We start from the raw sequence: 16,641 nt of genomic DNA on the forward strand, positions 1-16,641 counted from the left end.
AACGTATACAATTTATTTGTATACGCAGAAGAAACACCCAAGTGACAAAGGAGGAGATCCTGAGCATGAAGAAAATCAACCAATACATCGATTCCGTCTTCACGACGCACGATTCACTTTTGGAGAGAGTCGTTTCCTCGATAGAAGAAAAAGGGATGCCTTCGATTTCTGTATCGCCATCGTCAGGCAAGCTGCTGGCGATGCTGGTATCAATTTCAAGTGCAAAAAATATTTTGGAAATCGGAGCGCTTGGCGGCTATAGCGGCATTTGCCTGGCGAGAGGGTTCACCGGTAAAGACGGGAAATTGACTTCTCTTGAGCTTGAGGAACGGTATGCCGAACTGGCGCACCATAATTTAACGGAAGCGGGCTTTGGTGATCAGGTTACTTATATGACCGGAGCGGCTTTAGAGAGCCTGGAAACCCTAGTGCAGGAAAATCGCAAGTTCGATTTTTTCTTTATCGACGCCGATAAGGAAAACTATGAAAACTACTTGAACTATTGCGTAAAACTGTCTGAGCCCGGTGCATTGATTGTGGCAGACAATGTACTCGCAAAGGGAACAGTGGCGGATGAAACTGTTGAAGTCAGCCGCCATACCCAAGTGATGAAGGCATTTAATCTGATGGTGGCTAATCACCCTCAGCTGGAATCGATGTTGATCCCGACAGGTGATGGCTTGACCGTATCAAAAGTAAAAAACTGAAAAAAAGAGCATGTCTGAATTTCAGACATGCTCTTTTTGGATAGCACTATGGAAAGCTTATTTAAAAAACGGCGTTTTCTTCAAAGCGACGGCTACTGGAATCGCGATGATCAGACCAACTGTGTTTTGGACGAGATTGCCGGGAATCGAAGCGGCCGGAATGATCCAGCTGCTGAAGATGATGGCTTCGCCGAGGTAGTAGATTGCGACCATAAAGGGAATCGAAACGATGGCAGCGAAAATATTGAACCGCGTACTGCCGCCGTTTCTGCCGCCAGACCAGGCGATTTTCCCGACCAGGTAACCTTGAAGGCCGCGTGCAAGTATAGTAATCGGTGCCCATAAGGTCCAGCCGGAAACCAGATCAAACAGCCCCATTCCGACAGCGCCGGCAATCAGCCCCTTCTTAGGCCCGAAAAGGATGGCGATAATGAAGAGCATGGCGGTGCCGAGATGGACAAGCCCGCCATTTGCCGCAATCGGCAGACGGATATTCAGCAATAATGTAGCGACAAAGACAAGTGCAATGGCCATAGAACTTAAAATCAAATCAAGAGTGCGTGAATTATTCGCTGGTGAATAGCTGGTTGTTTTTTGCATGGGTGGTTACCTTCCTATCTTTTCTTTTTCAGATAAGATTAGCAGATGGGTGAACCAGTTAAAAGTATCAATTCCGAACAAAACTTAGGGGCCAGTTTAAAAAATTTACTATTGAACGGCTGAAGCAGAGTTGGTTTTGGGTCCTCCTGGAAGCACTAAGCTCTTTCGCACTCCGGGTTCCTTACTACTCCGATAGTCCATCAATCAGCAAATCGACTTCTACCCCGAAATGGTCGGAGATGATGGATTTATTGCGGCCATTGAAAATGACTTTGGAAGACAGCACCTGAAAAGGTGTATCCATTAAGACCAAATCGATGCGCAGGTCGTGTTTGTTGTCATGCCATCCGGCAATTTTGCCTTCGACAGTTGTGCCTTGATCTTTATATCCGGCTAACCCGTACGTATCGTAAAGGCCGTGGCTGATCAGGTGGTCATAGCCTTCTCCTGACAGAGAAGCACTGTTATTGAAATCACCCATCAGAAAAAGCGGTGCATCTTTTTTGGCCTGCTGCAGAAGGCTGTCTGCCTGAAGCTTGAAGGGCTCTTCCTCATCGGTCCACCAGCCCATATGGCAGGAATAGAAGGACAACGGAATGCCTTGGCAGTCGATTTGGACACCAACAATTTTCCGTGTTTTCCAGTAGTTGCTGTCTGTACTTTGGCTGACGAAAAAGGAATCTTCTGCTAAAATCGGATGTTTAGTCAGGATGGCGACACCTTCTTCATAGATGCCGTAAACCAGATGGGAAAAGCTCCAGACAAACGAATAATCGGCAACCCCGATCTTTTTAAGCTCCTCGAGCAGGACTATCCCGAAATTGTCTTCCTTAATATCGCCATAGAGCAGCTCTGCACTGATCGATTGATTGACTTCTTGGAGTGCAATGACGTCATAGTCTTTTTCTTTGATGGTTTTTGCCAAGCAGCGTATTTTTTCAAATTGATTTTCTTCGTGCCAGGAATGGCAGTTTAAGGTCAATAAATTCACGTATTCCAGCCTCCCATTTTAATCCAGTATGTAATAAAGCCCGGCTGCCTAAGGGAAATTTCCGAAGGCGCCGGGCTTTTGTTTGGTGTTTCTAAATCAGACTACAGGCTCTCCATGGACAATTTCCATGATGCTCTTGTCTTTGGCTGCTATTGAGCCGGATTTGATGAGCTTGATCGATTGGCCTTCTTCAAGGTTCGTGAAGACGATAGGCGTAATGATGGATGCCGCATTTTCAGCGATATAATCCAAGTCCATTTCCATCAGAAGCTGTCCTTGTTCAACCAGGTCGCCTTGTTCAATATGTGATGTGAAGCCTTCACCTTTCAGGTGAACCGTGTCAATACCGATGTGGATCAGTATTTCCGTCCCGTTATCCGCCGCGATGCCAATGGCATGTTTGGTAGGGAAAACAGTGACGACTTTACCGTTTACCGGAGAGAAGACTTTTCCTTCTGTCGGCTTGATGGCAAAGCCATCTCCAACCATTTTACCGGAGAATACCTGATCCGGAACTTCTGAAATCGGCAGGAGTTCTCCTGAAATCGGGCTGTTGAATTCCAATGGTGTCGACGAAGCAACAGCATTTTCAGTTGCAGCAGCCGTTTTAGCAGCTGGGCGTGGCGATTTGCCATCCATAATATCCTGCATTTGTCCGCGCAGGTTGTCTGAAACAGGTCCGAAGATGGCCTGGATGTTGTTGCCGACTTCCATGACGCCGGATGCGCCAAGTTTTTTCAATCTGTTTTTATCGACATTGCCTTTATCTGCTACGCTGACACGCAGGCGTGTGATACAGGCGTCAAGATGGGTGATATTTTCTTGTCCGCCCATGGCAGCAAGAATTTCATGCGGCAGGTCGCCGACTTCTGTTGTTTCGTCATCGCCTTCTTCATCTGGTTCGCGTCCAGGCGTCATCAAATTGAATTTCTGGATGGCGAAACGGAAACCGAAGTAGTAGATGAATGAGAACACCAGACCGACGACAATGACCCAGAACCATTCTGTTCTGCCAGGCAGTACGCCGAACAGCAGGAAGTCAATCAGTCCACCGGAGAATGTCATGCCGATCTTAACGCTGAGCAAGTGCATCGTCATGAACGACAGACCCGCGAAAATCGCATGGATACCGAACAGGACCGGCGCCACAAACAAGAATGAGAACTCAAGAGGTTCTGTAATTCCTGTAAGGAATGAAGTCAAAGCACCTGAAAGCATGATGCCTCCGACAATTTTCTTTTTCTCCGGGCGTGCACAGTGGTAGATGGCAAGTGCAGCAGCCGGAAGGCCGAACATCATGAACGGGAATTTACCGGTCATGAATGTACCGGCAGTAAAGTCTACACCATCCTGCAGTTGTGCAAAGAAGATGCGCTGGTCGCCGCGGATAATTTCTCCGGCAGCATTGGTATACTGGCCAAACTCAAACCAGAATGGCGAGTAGAAGATATGGTGGAGACCGAAAGGAATCAATGAACGTTCAATGGTTCCGAATACGAATGCCGCAAGTGTACGGTTTGTTTCCAGCATAAAGTGAGAAAGTGTATTCAAACCAGCTTGGGCGAATGGCCAAACCATGAACATCACAATACCAAGGAAAACAGCAGAGAAGGCAGTGATGATTGGAACAAAGCGCTTTCCAGCAAAGAAACCTAAAAACTGCGGCAACTCGATTTTGAAGAATTTATTGTACATGAAAGCAGCCATGACACCGACGATAATACCGCCGAATACACCTGTCTGCAATGTCGGAATTCCCAGTACATTGGCATATGCCGGGTCAGCGGTCATTTCCAGGGTAATGCCACCAAAAGCTTTCATCGTGACGTTCATGATCAGGTAACCGATGATTGCAGCGAGTCCCGCTACTCCATCACCGCCGGCAAGTCCGATCGCGACACCTACAGCAAATAGCAAGGGCAGGTTGTCGAAAATAACGCCGCCGGCTTCCGCCATAACGAATAATAACGCCTGAATCCAGTCAGCTCCCATAAACGGAACCGCTTCCAAAAATGATTCTTGTGCAAAGCTGGTACCGAACGCCAACAGAATACCGGCAGCTGGCAAGAGTGCCACTGGCAACATAAGTGCTTTACCTACTTTTTGCAAGGTACCGAACAAATTGAATGACATGTAATTTCCTCCTCGTTGTTTCAAATATAGAACAGCCCAATTGAAGACACGAAAAAAGGCATGAGCAAGAAAAGGGAAAAGCCGATAAAAGGACAGTTTTGTCCTAGTGGTCAACTTTTGCATCTTTTCATACTCATGCCTGATCGAATCAGTAACACGTATGGTCAGAATTTATGTGTCAAGCGTTGCAGATGAATCGTCAAATACATGACTTCCGCCTCATCTACAGGCTTATTCAATTGGTTTTGCATTATTTTAATGAGCTTCCAAGCAAGATTATAGCATACAGGATATTCACTTTTCAACATTGCTGCCAATTTATTTTCTTCCCCCAAGGGATGTCCTTTATCGGCGCGGTCGATGGCACGGTGAAGATGCTGAATAAGCCGGTGGTAGTCGATATTGTCTTTTTCCAACTGGATATCCAGGCTGTCTTCGATGATGCCCACCATTATTGACAGCAAGTTATGATACCGGTTGATATCACGCAGCGACTTATCTGTAACGGCACTGTGGATATGGAGTGCGATAAAGCCGACTTCTCCTTCCGGAAATGAAACTCCTGTCCGTTCTTCCACTTTCCGGACCACATCCTGTGCCACAATGTATTCTTTTGGGTACAGCGACTCGATTTCAAATAAAAAAGGATTGGAGAATTGAATTCCTTTTTTTGCCCGATTAATGGCAAACGCGATATGGTCTGTCAGTGCTACGTGAATATGCTCATTTAAGTCTTTGCCCATTTTTGCCTCGATGAACAGGAGCAGCTCGTGGATAAATGCAATGAGTTTTTCCTCTATATAAGGAAGCAGATTGACGTATTGCTCCATTTCTTTTTCATCCTGCAGCAAAAACGTTTTATCGGCTTGGTCAAAAGGGACAGTGTCTCCCTTTTTTCGATTAAAGCCAAGGCCGTTGCCGATTAAAACAACTTCTTTATATAAATCATTGCTGGCGATGACGACATTATTATTCAATACTTTTTGTATGGTCAGAATCTGTTTCATGTTAGCCTCCATCTGCCATCAAACTTCCGTATCTGTCTGACCGGCATAAAAAAACGATTTTCTGCAAGTTTAAGTTTGCTGAACTTACCTGCTGCATGATACTCCGGCCGCTTTGCTGCCTTTTAAGCCAGTTGAACATCACCTGTGCTTGCAAGCAGCTCGTTCATTACCCTTAATAAAATCTGAAAATTCTTCTTTGCCTTATTCTAACATTCCTTGCCTGTCTGTAATAGGGATTATTCCTGCAGGCGGCAAGGGCCGCTCCACATTCATTGAGTTTAAAAAAAGCAAAGCGTATACTGAAGCTAAATCAATTGTATTTTAACATCAGGAGGTAATGGAGTGGCGATTAACCCGAAAGCCGTTTTTTTGGATATGGATGGCACAATTTTAGATCATACGAACAAAGTGAGCATGAAAACGAAAGAAATTATAGATGAATTGCGAAGCGCAGGAGTATTTGTTTTTATCGCAACAGGCAGATCTGCTGATGAGCTGAAGGAAATGCTTCCGGAAGGCTTTGCGGTGGATGGCAGGATCACCGCCAACGGCATGGCCGGTTACATCGGAGAAGAAGTGGTGTTTGAGCATGCATTGCCTGTGGATTTAGTGGAGACCATCATTGAAAAGGCGCGGGAACGCAAAATTTACTACGAGCTTTTCCCGCATGGAAAAGCACGGCTGGTTCTGAAACAGGACCAATCATTTGTCGAAGCAGCCGTTCGTGATCCAAAGCCTGATTCGGTTCAGATCAACGAATGGATCTCGCGACAAAAAGCAATAGAAGAGGACATTGAATGGACGGAAGAAATCACCGGCGCTCATTTTTCGAAGTTTTATTTCTTCGCAAGAACGCAAGATGAAATCAATGACTGGAAAGTCGAACTCCAGCAGCTTCAAAAAGACATGCACTTCACGATGACTCCATCTTCACCGCATAATGCTGAAGTGATGGTTGCCGATGTCAATAAAGCGTCGGGAATCGAACAGATGCTGGAGCGATTCGGTTTAATTGGCTGTGAGACCTTGGCTATCGGAGACAGCGACAACGATGTTAAGATGTTCGAGTATGTCAGCCATTCCGTCGCGATGAAAAATGCGGCGGATCATATCAAGGTGCTGGTCGATGAAGTGACGGAATTCACCTGCGATGAAAATGGTGTTTACCATTACTTGAAATCGAAGGTATGGGCACAACTGGAAGAAAAAACTTCAAAAGCATGAATTGAATAGCGGCAAAACAAAAAGAATCCCCCAAAACGTTCACTGTTAAAGTGCCCGTTTTGAGGGATTTTATTTTTCATAAGTATTTTTTGTCAGCAAACCGAATCGTTGGATTTAGGTACCGACAGTCCAAATAATGGGCGAAGATACAGCGCAACAAAAGTTCCGGCCAATGCCAGGATGCCCCAGATATAGCCGTGCAGGCTGAACGAGGCGATGCCGCCGAAGTAGGCACCGATGTTACAGCCGAATGCTAAACGGGCGCCATAGCCCATCAATAGGCCGCCGATGACCGAAGCGAAGAAATTGCCGGCTTTCACTTTCGTGAATTTGAACAAGCCGCCAGCCGCTGAAGCCAGGAACGCTCCGATGATGACACCAAAGTTCAAGATAGTCGTAGAATCGGCAAAGATTGAAGACTCAAGCATAGCCGCATTAGCACCTTGCCAATACCCCCAGCTTGCTACATCGACGCCGAACAACTCGGCGATTTTCGAGCCCCAAAGTGCAAAGGCCGATGTAATGCCCCAAGGCGTACCGCGAACCATCAAGGTCAATGCGTTTAATACAGCCAGGACGATTGCCGCAGCGAATAAAGGCCATGAACCGCGGAAAATCCGTTTCCATCCAGAAGCGGATGGCAGAGGCGCCATTTTTGGAGCGCGTCTCTTTTTCTCGATAGCCAAACTGATCAAAGCAATCAAACCGAAAATGACAATCGATACAAGCCAAGCGCCGCCATAGCCAAGGCCGGTTGAAGTGGCTAACGAAATCGGTTCGAACGCCGGCATTTCTTCTGTCCAGAACGGCAGATGGTAAGCGCCGATTGTCGTTCCAATGATGAAGAACAGCAAGGTCACAAACATAACCGTCCGTCCGCCGCCGATTGCATACAAAGTACCGGAAGCGCAGCCGCCGCCGAGCTGCATGCCGATTCCGAAGATGAATGCGCCGACAACCAGGCTGACGCCTACGGGCGAAACATAGCCGGCAACCTCAGTCCCGAAGAACGAGTAGCCATATGCCAGAATTGGTGCAAACAATGTGACCGCAATCGCCAGCATCAGCATATGTGATCGCATAGCCTGCCCGTTGCCGACAGATGCCAGGCGACGGAACGCGGAAGTAAAGCCAAAACGTGCATGGAATAAGGTATAGCCAAGCAATAGGCCGATAACCAGAAGAATGGGCTGTGAAATATGTTGAGTAGCCAATAGATAAATCATCAATAGAGCCGCAACTGCCAATCCACCGACAATCAGTGGAACCTGGGGACTGTTTAAAGCTGTATCTTTCCGGGCAACCGGACCTTGAGCATCGTTCACCGGTTGAACATGTGTAACTGAAGTCATGAAACCATCCTTTTCTTAGTGAATTAGTCGGGAATACTTCGTTATCATAATGCCTGAACCCCGCTCTGTCAATGAAAAATGCTTGAAAAAGCCGGTGTTAAAGCTTCTTTAGAGCAGCAAAGAATTTTTTTGAAATCGATATCCGCGAGTGGAAACTAAAGAAGAGGCTTCATAGATTGTAATTAAAGAAGAGGACGCTCTGCAATAGATAAGCAATCATAAAAGAAAACCATTCCGTATGGGTGTATACTGAAAGAATAAGTAAAACAAGCACGTATTTGGAGGAAATTAGATGTTCAGCAATATTACAGTAAATGAATTGATTCCGTTAAGTGAAAAGAAAAAGATGATCCTCGTCGATGTGAGGTCACCATCTGAATATAAGAACTTCTCAATACCCGGCAGCATCAATATTCCTTTTTTCGATGATGCAGAGCGGGCAGAAATCGGGACCCTTTATAAACAAGCAAGCGTGGAGGCTGCCAAAGTGCGCGGCCTTGAAATTATATCAGCCAAATTGCCGGAGTTTGTTCAGCAATTTAAACAGATCGAAGGCAATAAAACAGTGTTTTGCTGGCGTGGCGGCATGCGCAGCCGGACAACTGCTACGCTTTTGTCGTTGATGGACGTTCACGTCAGCCGGTTGGAAGGCGGAATCCGGGAATACCGGAGATGGGTCATCAACCAGCTGGAGCAGCCGGAAGCCCCTTTTAAAGCATACGTATTGAATGGTTTGACTGGAACGGGCAAAACAAGAATTCTGAAGGCTTTGGAAAAAGAAGGCTATCCCGTTATCGACCTGGAAGGGCTGGCCAATCATAAAGGCTCGATCTTTGGCCATATCGGTGTTGAACCCCATAACCAGAAAGTATTCGACTCGCTGTTGGTCCAGCAATTCCGGGAACTCGAAAAGGCACCTTTCGTGCTTTTTGAAGCAGAAAGTTCACGGATCGGCAAAGTGGTCATTCCGAGCTGGGTCATGGAACTGAAAAACAGGAGTGTCCAGCTCGTCATCGATATGCCGATGGAAGAACGGATCAAAGAGATTATTGAAGATTACCGTCCGGTGGAATATCAGGCTGAATGCATCGCTGCATTTCAGCGGATCAAATCACGGATGCCCCAGGATATTTCAAAAAGGATAGAATCGGATCTGGAACTAGGGGAATTCTCCTCTGCGGTTCGCCTGTTGCTGGAGTATTATTACGACTCGCGCTATAAGCATACCGGTCTTCAATACCCGGACCAGCAAAAGAAAGTGCTGCAGGTACAAAATCTTGAAGAAGCCATCAAAGCGATAAAAGAACAGATTCCCGAAATCGAAAAGTCACCGGTCAGCTAATGGACTCTTTATAAGTACAGAAAATCCCCTCAACTTCCTGTTGCAGGGGATTTTCTGTACTTATCAAAGGTGAAGAATGGGCTAAGTTGATTAGCGCCACGCAGTTAGGGATAATGGAGAGAGCTGCAGAATTTTTCGCAACGGTCTCCGGTATTCAGGTATCTCAGGAAGGAACTGGCCTCATGAACTTCTCACTTAATGAAACAAAAATAAAAAAATTATGCGGACAGGCCGCCTATAAAAAAGGCCTGTCTTTTATTCAGGCCGGCAAAATCCGGCTTTCACCGGATCTGAATGACGACCGGCTCATCAAAGGCATCGTCACCGGACGCAACGAAGTTCACGTCAGCGTCAGGCAGGAAGAGGATGGGGAACTTCTGGCTTCCTGCAGCTGTCCGCCAGTCGGATTTGTGGCGACTTATTGCCATCATATTGCGGGTGTTCTGCTGGCGATTGACGACATGCAGCAACGTGAAAACCCTGCAATGAAAATGTTGGATTTATTTGCCCGCCAAGCAGCAGGGACAAAAGGCAGACGGCAGTATTTCGACAAGCGGCAAACACTTCGGGTCGAATTCACCTTGCTTCCGGTCCTGGTGGAAGAAACGGGAAACGTATTGGGCCTAAGGATAGCCGTAGGAGCAGTGGAGCTGGAACCTGTTGGGAATATCGGCGATTTCCTTGAAGCGGTGAAGAGTGAGGAACCGTACAGCGAATCATCCCGATTCCATTACTCACCAGAAGATCATCGGCTGGAGGAAAAAACTGAAAAAGTTCTCGATTATTTGGTGAAAACTCGAATTTCAGGTGCCGAAAAAGGAGGACGAGCGGATCTGCTGGTTTTGGCGGCTTCGGACTGGGAGCGGCTGCTGCCTTTGATGCAAGACCTCCCTTACGTCAAGCTTGTTAGTGCAGGGCGGCTTACGGAAGGCATCCACATCGAAAAAGAATTGCCCCTGTCTTTCCACTTTGACGAAAACCGTTCCGGCGGCTTTCGGCTGGATGTCGAAGGCTTGGAAGGAGTGCTGATCTTAAGCGCCTATGAAATGGCGATTGCAGACGGCGCCTTGGTCCATTTAGTGGGAGAAGATGCCAAACGCCTAACGGAATTAAAGGGATTATTGCCTGGCTCGGTGGACCAGCTGCTCATTTCAGCAGAGGAAATGGACCATTTCATGGCGACCGTCGTGCCGGGGCTGGAGCGTTTAGGGCAAGTGCACATCAGTGGAGCAGTAGCAGACCGGCTGGTGGAAACACCTCTCCGTGCCGAACTGTATCTTGACCGCATCAAGCACCGGCTGCTGGCAGGAGTGGAATTCCATTATGGCCATTTGGTCATCAACCCTTGTGAAGAACCAGAGGACGAATTCCGCCATTACCCGGGAATCCGCAGGCAGCGCGAGCAGGAGCAGGCCATCTTGCAGATTATGAAAGACAGCGCCTTTGCACAGACCGACGGCGGCTTCTATATGCAGGACGAGGAATCGGAGTACCATTTTCTGTACCACGTCATTCCTGTGCTGGAAGAGCTGCTGCAGATTTACGCGACGACTGCCGTCAAGCTGCGCGTCCAGAAAAACTATGGCGGTCCGAAAGTGAAAGTTGAAATCAGTGAGCGCACCGATTGGCTGGAGTTCCGCTTTGACCTGCAGGACATCCCGGAAGCGGAGATCAAGAAGATTTTGAAGGCTTTGGAGGAAAAGCGCCCTTATTACCGAATCCCTAACGGTACGTTAATGTCTCTGGAGACAGCGGAATTCATGGAGTTAAGCGATTTTCTGCGCGAATTAGACATTAATTCGGCTAATTTCGGGCGGGAAGAAATCCGCATCCCCTTGATTCATGGCCTGCAGTTAGTGGCTTCACTGGACGAAGGGCAGCTGCTCGATCCCGGTGCAAGCTTTGCCCACTTGCTGCAAAACCTGAATCGACCGGATGAGTTGGGGACTGATATACCGGAAAGTTTGGATGGCGTCCTGCGCGATTACCAGGAAGCCGGTTTCCGCTGGCTCAAGCTGCTGGCGAGGTATAAATTCGGTGGCATTTTGGCTGATGACATGGGACTTGGCAAAACCCTGCAAAGCATCGCCTTTATCGTGTCGGTGTTGCCGGAAATCCGCAAACAGCAACAACCGGTCCTGGTCGTCGCGCCTTCGTCGCTGGTCTACAACTGGCTCAATGAACTGGCGAAGTTTGCACCAGAACTCAAAGCCGGAATCATCGATGGCAATAAAACACAAAGGGCTTCATTGATTCGAAAAACACAGGAGCTGGATCTGGATGTGGTCATCACTTCCTATCCGTCCCTGCGTATGGATCAGGTGCTATACCGAAATCAACACTTCCATACGGTGTTTTTGGATGAAGCACAAGCTTTCAAGAACCCGGTCACCCAAACGGCGAAGGCGGTCCGGGAAATCCAGGCGGATCACCGGTTTGCGCTCACCGGGACCCCGATTGAAAACTCGCTGGATGAATTATGGTCGATTTTTAATGTGGTGTTTCCGGAACTGCTGCCAAACCGTAGGCTGTTCAGTGAAATGAGGCGCGACAGCATCAAGAAACGGGTGCGCCCGTTCATCCTGCGCCGCCTCAAGACGGACGTGTTGACAGAGCTTCCGGATAAAGTGGAGACCATCCATTATTCAGAACTGCAGAAAGAGCAGAAGAAATTATACGCGGCTTATTTAGCTGAGCTGAAACAGGATGCGTTAAAGCATTTGAACAAAGACAGTTTCCAGAAAAACCGCATCCGGATTTTGGCCGGGCTGACCCGGCTGCGCCAATTATGCTGCCATCCTGCGTTGTTCGTGGAAGGCTACGATGGCGGGTCCGGCAAGTTCGATCAATTGATGGAACTTGTGGAGGAATGCCGGCTGTCGGGACGGCGTGTGCTGGTATTTTCGCAATTCACCCAAATGCTCGGAATCATCGGCCGCCAATTGGCGAAAGAAGGAGTCCCTTATTTTTATTTGGACGGCCAGACACCGCCCGTGGAACGGGTAGATCTATGCCAGCGTTTTAATGAAGGAGAAGGAAACTTGTTTTTGATTTCCTTGAAAGCCGGCGGCACCGGACTGAATCTGACCGGGGCCGATACAGTCATACTGTATGACCTGTGGTGGAATCCCGCTGTCGAGCAGCAAGCCGCTGACCGGGCGCATCGCATGGGACAGAAGGAGGAAGTACAGGTGATTCGGCTGGTCGCCAAGGGAACCATCGAAGAAAAGATCAACGAACTGCAGATGAAAAAGAAAAACTTGATCGACGATGTCATCCAGTCGGGGGAAGAACCGCTGAAGGCGATGTCGGCAGAAGATATTCGGGAAATCCTGACGATGTAGCCCGGCCATCTGCTGATTATCTTATTTAGCCATCAATCTGTTGCATAGCTCATCTTTGAAAAGGAATTATTGCGCCTGGTTTGGTAAAATGGGTGAAAGAGAGCTGAGGTGTTGATATGGATCCGAAAAGCATACTGGAAAAAGTGAAAAACCGTATCCCTGATGTATTGGGAAATAAGGATTTCTCAAAATATGCAATTCTTTTGCCCCTTATCGAAAAAGATGGAGAAATTCATGTCCTCTTTGAAGTCCGCTCTTTTGACTTAAGAAACCAGCCGGGGGAAATTTGTTTTCCTGGTGGAAAAATAGATTTTCAGGACCAGACGGAAGAAGATACGGCCGTCCGGGAAACGATTGAAGAGCTTGGAATAGAAAGAGCCGAAATCTCGGATATCTTTCCATTGGATTATATTGTTTCGCCTTTTGGCATGATTGTATACACTTTCGCCGGTGTCATCGATCCAGAGGTTGTGTTCGAGCCGAATCCACCTGAAGTCGATAGCATCTTTACAGTGCCGCTGTCCTTTTTTCTGGAGAAAGAGCCGAAAGTATACCGCATCAATTTCGATATCCAACCGGAGGAAAGCTTTCCCTACGATTTGATTGCCGGAGGGGAAAATTACAATTGGCGGACGCGCCAGGTTGATGAGTATTTTTATATTTATGGAGACAAAGTCATTTGGGGGCTGACCGCCAAAATCCTTGCCCACTTTATTGAGATCATTCGCTGAATGGTCTTTTTGTTTGGGCGAGTAACGGGTCTTTTATCGCAATTTTGGCATTATGGACCGGTGGAGCTTTTAAAGGACAGAAAGAACGTGTATAATTATTCATATTACTGATAATTAAAATTATTTTTACAAAAGGAGTCCTGACGATGACTACGTATCAACTTGAAGTTATTGAAAATAACAGCAAAAAAGAAAAACCGGTGAAAGACCAGGTGCCATTCGGGACTACATTTACAGATCATATGTACATCCTGGAGTATGAAACCCAAAAAGGCTGGTACGATCCGAAAATTGTTCCTTATGGCCCAATCACTTTGGATCCCGCAGCAATGATTTTCCATTATGGCCAAACGGTTTTTGAAGGCATGAAGGCCTATCATACAGAGGACGGCCGTATTTTATTGTTCCGTCCCGAAAAGAACTTTGAACGCCTGAACCTGTCAAGCGAACGCCTGAGCATTCCGGCAATCGATGAAGAACAGGCTTTGGAGCATTTGACGCAATTGATCAAGCTTGAAAAAGAGTGGGTTCCGAAAACACCTGGAACGTCCCTGTATATCCGTCCTTATATCATTTCGACAGACGCCAACCTTGCAGTCGGGCCGTCTCAGACTTATAAATACATGGTCATCCTGTCACCGGTAGGCTCTTATTTCCCAGGCGGCCTTCAACCAGTCGTCATTCATGTGGAAGACAAATTCACCCGCGCAGTAAAAGGCGGAACGGGTATGGCCAAAACTGCTGGAAACTATTCATCCGGCTATCAGGCGCAGGCCAATGCCAAGAAAGAAGGAAATGCGGATGTGTTGTGGCTTGACGGTGTCGAGAAGAAATACATCGAAGAAGTCGGCAGCATGAACATCTTCTTCAAGATCAACGGTGAAGTGGTGACGCCTGAGTTGAATGGCAGCATCCTAAAAGGCATCACGCGCATGTCCATCATTGAATTGCTTGGCACATGGGGCATCACGGTAACAGAAAAACGTGTTTCCATCAATGAACTGTACGAAGCTTATGAAGCCGGCCAAGTCGAAGAAGTCTTCGGCACCGGAACGGCAGCAGTTATTTCTCCAGTCGGAGAATTGAACTGGCAAGGCAAGAAAATGATCATCAACAACCACGAAATCGGTGAGTTATCACAAAAACTTTACGATACGATCACAGGAATCCAGACAGGGAAGATTGAAGATACACTGGGCTGGACTGTGGAAGTAAAATAAATCAGATTTTCTTTTTATCTAGTAGAATTTCTTATGCCCGTCGCTGCCGGGTTATCCTTTGGGATAGCCCGGCAGCGACGGGTTTTTAGCTGTCCTATTGAATTGGAGGTTTAAAAAGTTGGATAAGAGAGAATATATTTGAAGAAACACTGGAGCTTTTATGTTATGTTAGAAAACGGTGTTTTTTCTTTCTGGAGGGATTTCTTCAACAACTTGAGAAAATGATTTATGTAGTGTTGAGGCTGTATACAAACTCTACCCAAAATAAATAGCGGTGCATAACCCCAACCAGCCCAGCCACTTCGTTTTTTGCGGGCTCGGCTTCAGCCTTTACTGATTCCACAGGAGTCTTCTTGACCAGCCCCGCTTGGGGAGTGTCACTTCAATCCAAGAAAGAAGCCTGCTGGTCTGTTCCAGAAAAAATAGTCCCAACAAATTTGGTAAACTCTTCACTCAAGGATCCGGAGCGCAAGGCGGCGACTCCTGCGGGAACAGCGAAGTGCCGAAATCCACTCGGGCGCCAGTCCGAGTTAGTTCGGCGCGAGCCCGCGGAAAGCGTCCGCCTGGAGCGCAGGATCCAGTATAAACATGATGAAATATGAATTCATTCTTTAAATGTCATACATATTTTTGTCTACAAGCTCATATGTTTTTATGATAGAAAAGAAGGTGTAAGTATTGGAAAGTTTGACTGGCTTAAAACGCGTCCATTTTATTTTATTGATGGGTGCCTTGACTTCTTTGATTCCATTCACGATCGATATGTATTTACCGGCTTTTCCAATTCTTGCGGATGTCTATGAAACGAATGCCACTGCTGTTCAATTAAGTTTGACGGCCTGCCTGCTCGGACTCGCACTTGGCCAATTGATCACGGGTGCGCTTAGTGATGTGCAGGGAAGGCGGAAGCCGCTGCTGATTTCCCTCGTTGCCTATATTGTGGCATCGGTTGCCTGTATATTTGCTCCGAACATCTACATATTCGTTCTTTTGCGTTTCGTACAGGGCTTTGCCGCTTCTGGCGGACTGGTTATTTCCCGGGCAATAGTGCGGGACGTCAGCAATGGGGCGGAATTGACGAGATTGTTCGCTTTGTTGATGGTCGTCAACAACCTGGTTCCGCTGCTGGCGCCTTCAGTTGGAAGCGGAGTTCTGCTATTTGCAGACTGGAGAGGGATTTTCCTAGTGCTGACGGTATTGGGAATTGTCCTGTTGCTGATTTCTGCTTTCCGCCTAAAGGAAAGCCTGCCGCCTGAAAAACGCGTTCCGAGCAACCTGGGAACGACCTTCAGCAATTTTGCCGGGATTTTAAAGAACCGACAGTTTACCGGCTATGCGCTGGCGCAAGGCTTTCTGATCGGTGGTGTTTTTGCCTATGTGTCAGGAACTCCCTTCATCTACCAGAACATCTATGGGGTATCGCCACAGGTATTCAGCCTGCTGTTCGGGATGAATGGCATCGGTTTGATACTCGGCAGCTACGCTGTTGGCCGCTTTTCGTATGTCTGGTCTGAAAAACGTTTCCTGGAAACAGCCTTATACAGTGCCACGGGTGCCGGGGCCGTCCTATTGGCTGTCGTCTTGTTGCAAGGACCGTTATGGGCAGTTGTCATCCCGATTTTCTTTTTCGTCATGTCCATTGGCGTGGTGGGGACGGCCGCGTTTACACTCGCCATGGAAAGCCAGGGCCATGTAGCCGGAAGCGCCTCCGCTTTGCTTGGGCTATTGCCTTTTATCCTTGGAGCAGCAACTGCACCATTAGTGGGGATTGCTGGAGAAAACACGGCAGTTCCAATGGGGGTTGTCATCTTTTCCATGTGCTTGATCGCGTTACTGGCATATCTGCTGCTGGCGAAAAATTCAACAGCAACCGCTTCCCAATAAGCGAAAGCCCGGACACTGTTCCGGGCTTTTTATTTTGTGTAAAAAATACCTATTTTTTTACAATTTACAAAAGCTAAACAATTTTCCCATCAGCGCTTAACAATCA

At 47.4% G+C, this 16,641-nt stretch carries 12 protein-coding genes; 7 read left to right on the plus strand and 5 right to left on the minus strand.

What is annotated here, in order from left to right; translation table 11 throughout:
* Positions 1-65: 65 nt before the first annotated feature.
* Positions 66-707 (plus strand): O-methyltransferase, encoded by a 642-nt coding sequence (locus tag AC1MEO_RS13730; RefSeq protein ID WP_480331272.1) that lies wholly within the window; start codon positions 66-68, stop codon positions 705-707.
* Between the two features lie 57 nt (positions 708-764).
* Here the strand turns inward: AC1MEO_RS13730 and AC1MEO_RS13735 are convergent, their stop codons facing one another.
* From AC1MEO_RS13735 to glcT, 4 genes are all read right to left on the minus strand, one after another.
* Positions 765-1,307, minus strand: a complete 543-nt coding sequence (locus AC1MEO_RS13735; RefSeq protein WP_480331274.1) for an ECF transporter S component — start codon at positions 1,305-1,307, stop codon at positions 765-767.
* Between the two features lie 184 nt (positions 1,308-1,491).
* Positions 1,492-2,298 (minus strand): endonuclease/exonuclease/phosphatase family protein, encoded by an 807-nt coding sequence (locus AC1MEO_RS13740; protein WP_480331276.1) that lies wholly within the window; start codon positions 2,296-2,298, stop codon positions 1,492-1,494.
* Positions 2,299-2,394: 96 nt separating this feature from the next.
* Positions 2,395-4,431: a glucose-specific PTS transporter subunit IIBC gene (ptsG, locus tag AC1MEO_RS13745; protein ID WP_480331278.1), complete on the minus strand. Its 2,037-nt coding sequence runs from the start codon at positions 4,429-4,431 to the stop codon at positions 2,395-2,397.
* Between the two features lie 164 nt (positions 4,432-4,595).
* A complete protein-coding gene (gene glcT, locus AC1MEO_RS13750; protein ID WP_480331280.1) occupies positions 4,596-5,438 on the minus strand; it encodes a glucose PTS transporter transcription antiterminator GlcT in 843 nt (280 codons plus the stop codon).
* A gap of 342 nt (positions 5,439-5,780) precedes the next feature.
* Here glcT and AC1MEO_RS13755 point away from each other — a divergent pair, with 342 nt between their 5' ends.
* Entirely contained in the window at positions 5,781-6,662 is an 882-nt protein-coding gene (locus AC1MEO_RS13755; RefSeq protein WP_480331282.1) for a Cof-type HAD-IIB family hydrolase, read from the plus strand.
* A gap of 92 nt (positions 6,663-6,754) precedes the next feature.
* Here AC1MEO_RS13755 and AC1MEO_RS13760 read toward each other — a convergent pair whose 3' ends face one another.
* Positions 6,755-8,014, minus strand: coding sequence for a YeeE/YedE family protein (locus tag AC1MEO_RS13760; protein ID WP_480331284.1), 1,260 nt, complete (start codon positions 8,012-8,014; stop codon positions 6,755-6,757).
* Between the two features lie 292 nt (positions 8,015-8,306).
* On the opposite strand from AC1MEO_RS13760, the gene mnmH reads away from it, so the two are divergent.
* The 5 genes from mnmH (at position 8,307) to AC1MEO_RS13785 (ending at position 16,535) form a co-directional block, all read left to right on the plus strand.
* Positions 8,307-9,356 (plus strand): tRNA 2-selenouridine(34) synthase MnmH, encoded by a 1,050-nt coding sequence (gene mnmH, locus AC1MEO_RS13765; protein WP_480331286.1) that lies wholly within the window; start codon positions 8,307-8,309, stop codon positions 9,354-9,356.
* 182 nt (positions 9,357-9,538) lie between these two features.
* A complete protein-coding gene (locus AC1MEO_RS13770) occupies positions 9,539-12,700 on the plus strand; it encodes a DEAD/DEAH box helicase (protein WP_480331288.1) in 3,162 nt (1,053 codons plus the stop codon).
* Positions 12,701-12,816: 116 nt separating this feature from the next.
* Positions 12,817-13,431, plus strand: coding sequence for an NUDIX hydrolase (locus AC1MEO_RS13775; protein WP_480331290.1), 615 nt, complete (start codon positions 12,817-12,819; stop codon positions 13,429-13,431).
* 146 nt (positions 13,432-13,577) lie between these two features.
* Positions 13,578-14,651 (plus strand): branched-chain amino acid aminotransferase, encoded by a 1,074-nt coding sequence (locus AC1MEO_RS13780; protein ID WP_480331292.1) that lies wholly within the window; start codon positions 13,578-13,580, stop codon positions 14,649-14,651.
* Positions 14,652-15,329: 678 nt separating this feature from the next.
* Positions 15,330-16,535, plus strand: a complete 1,206-nt coding sequence (locus AC1MEO_RS13785; protein WP_480331294.1) for a multidrug effflux MFS transporter — start codon at positions 15,330-15,332, stop codon at positions 16,533-16,535.
* Positions 16,536-16,641 lie beyond the last annotated feature (106 nt).

This window comes from Planococcus sp. BI3, assembly GCF_056680115.1.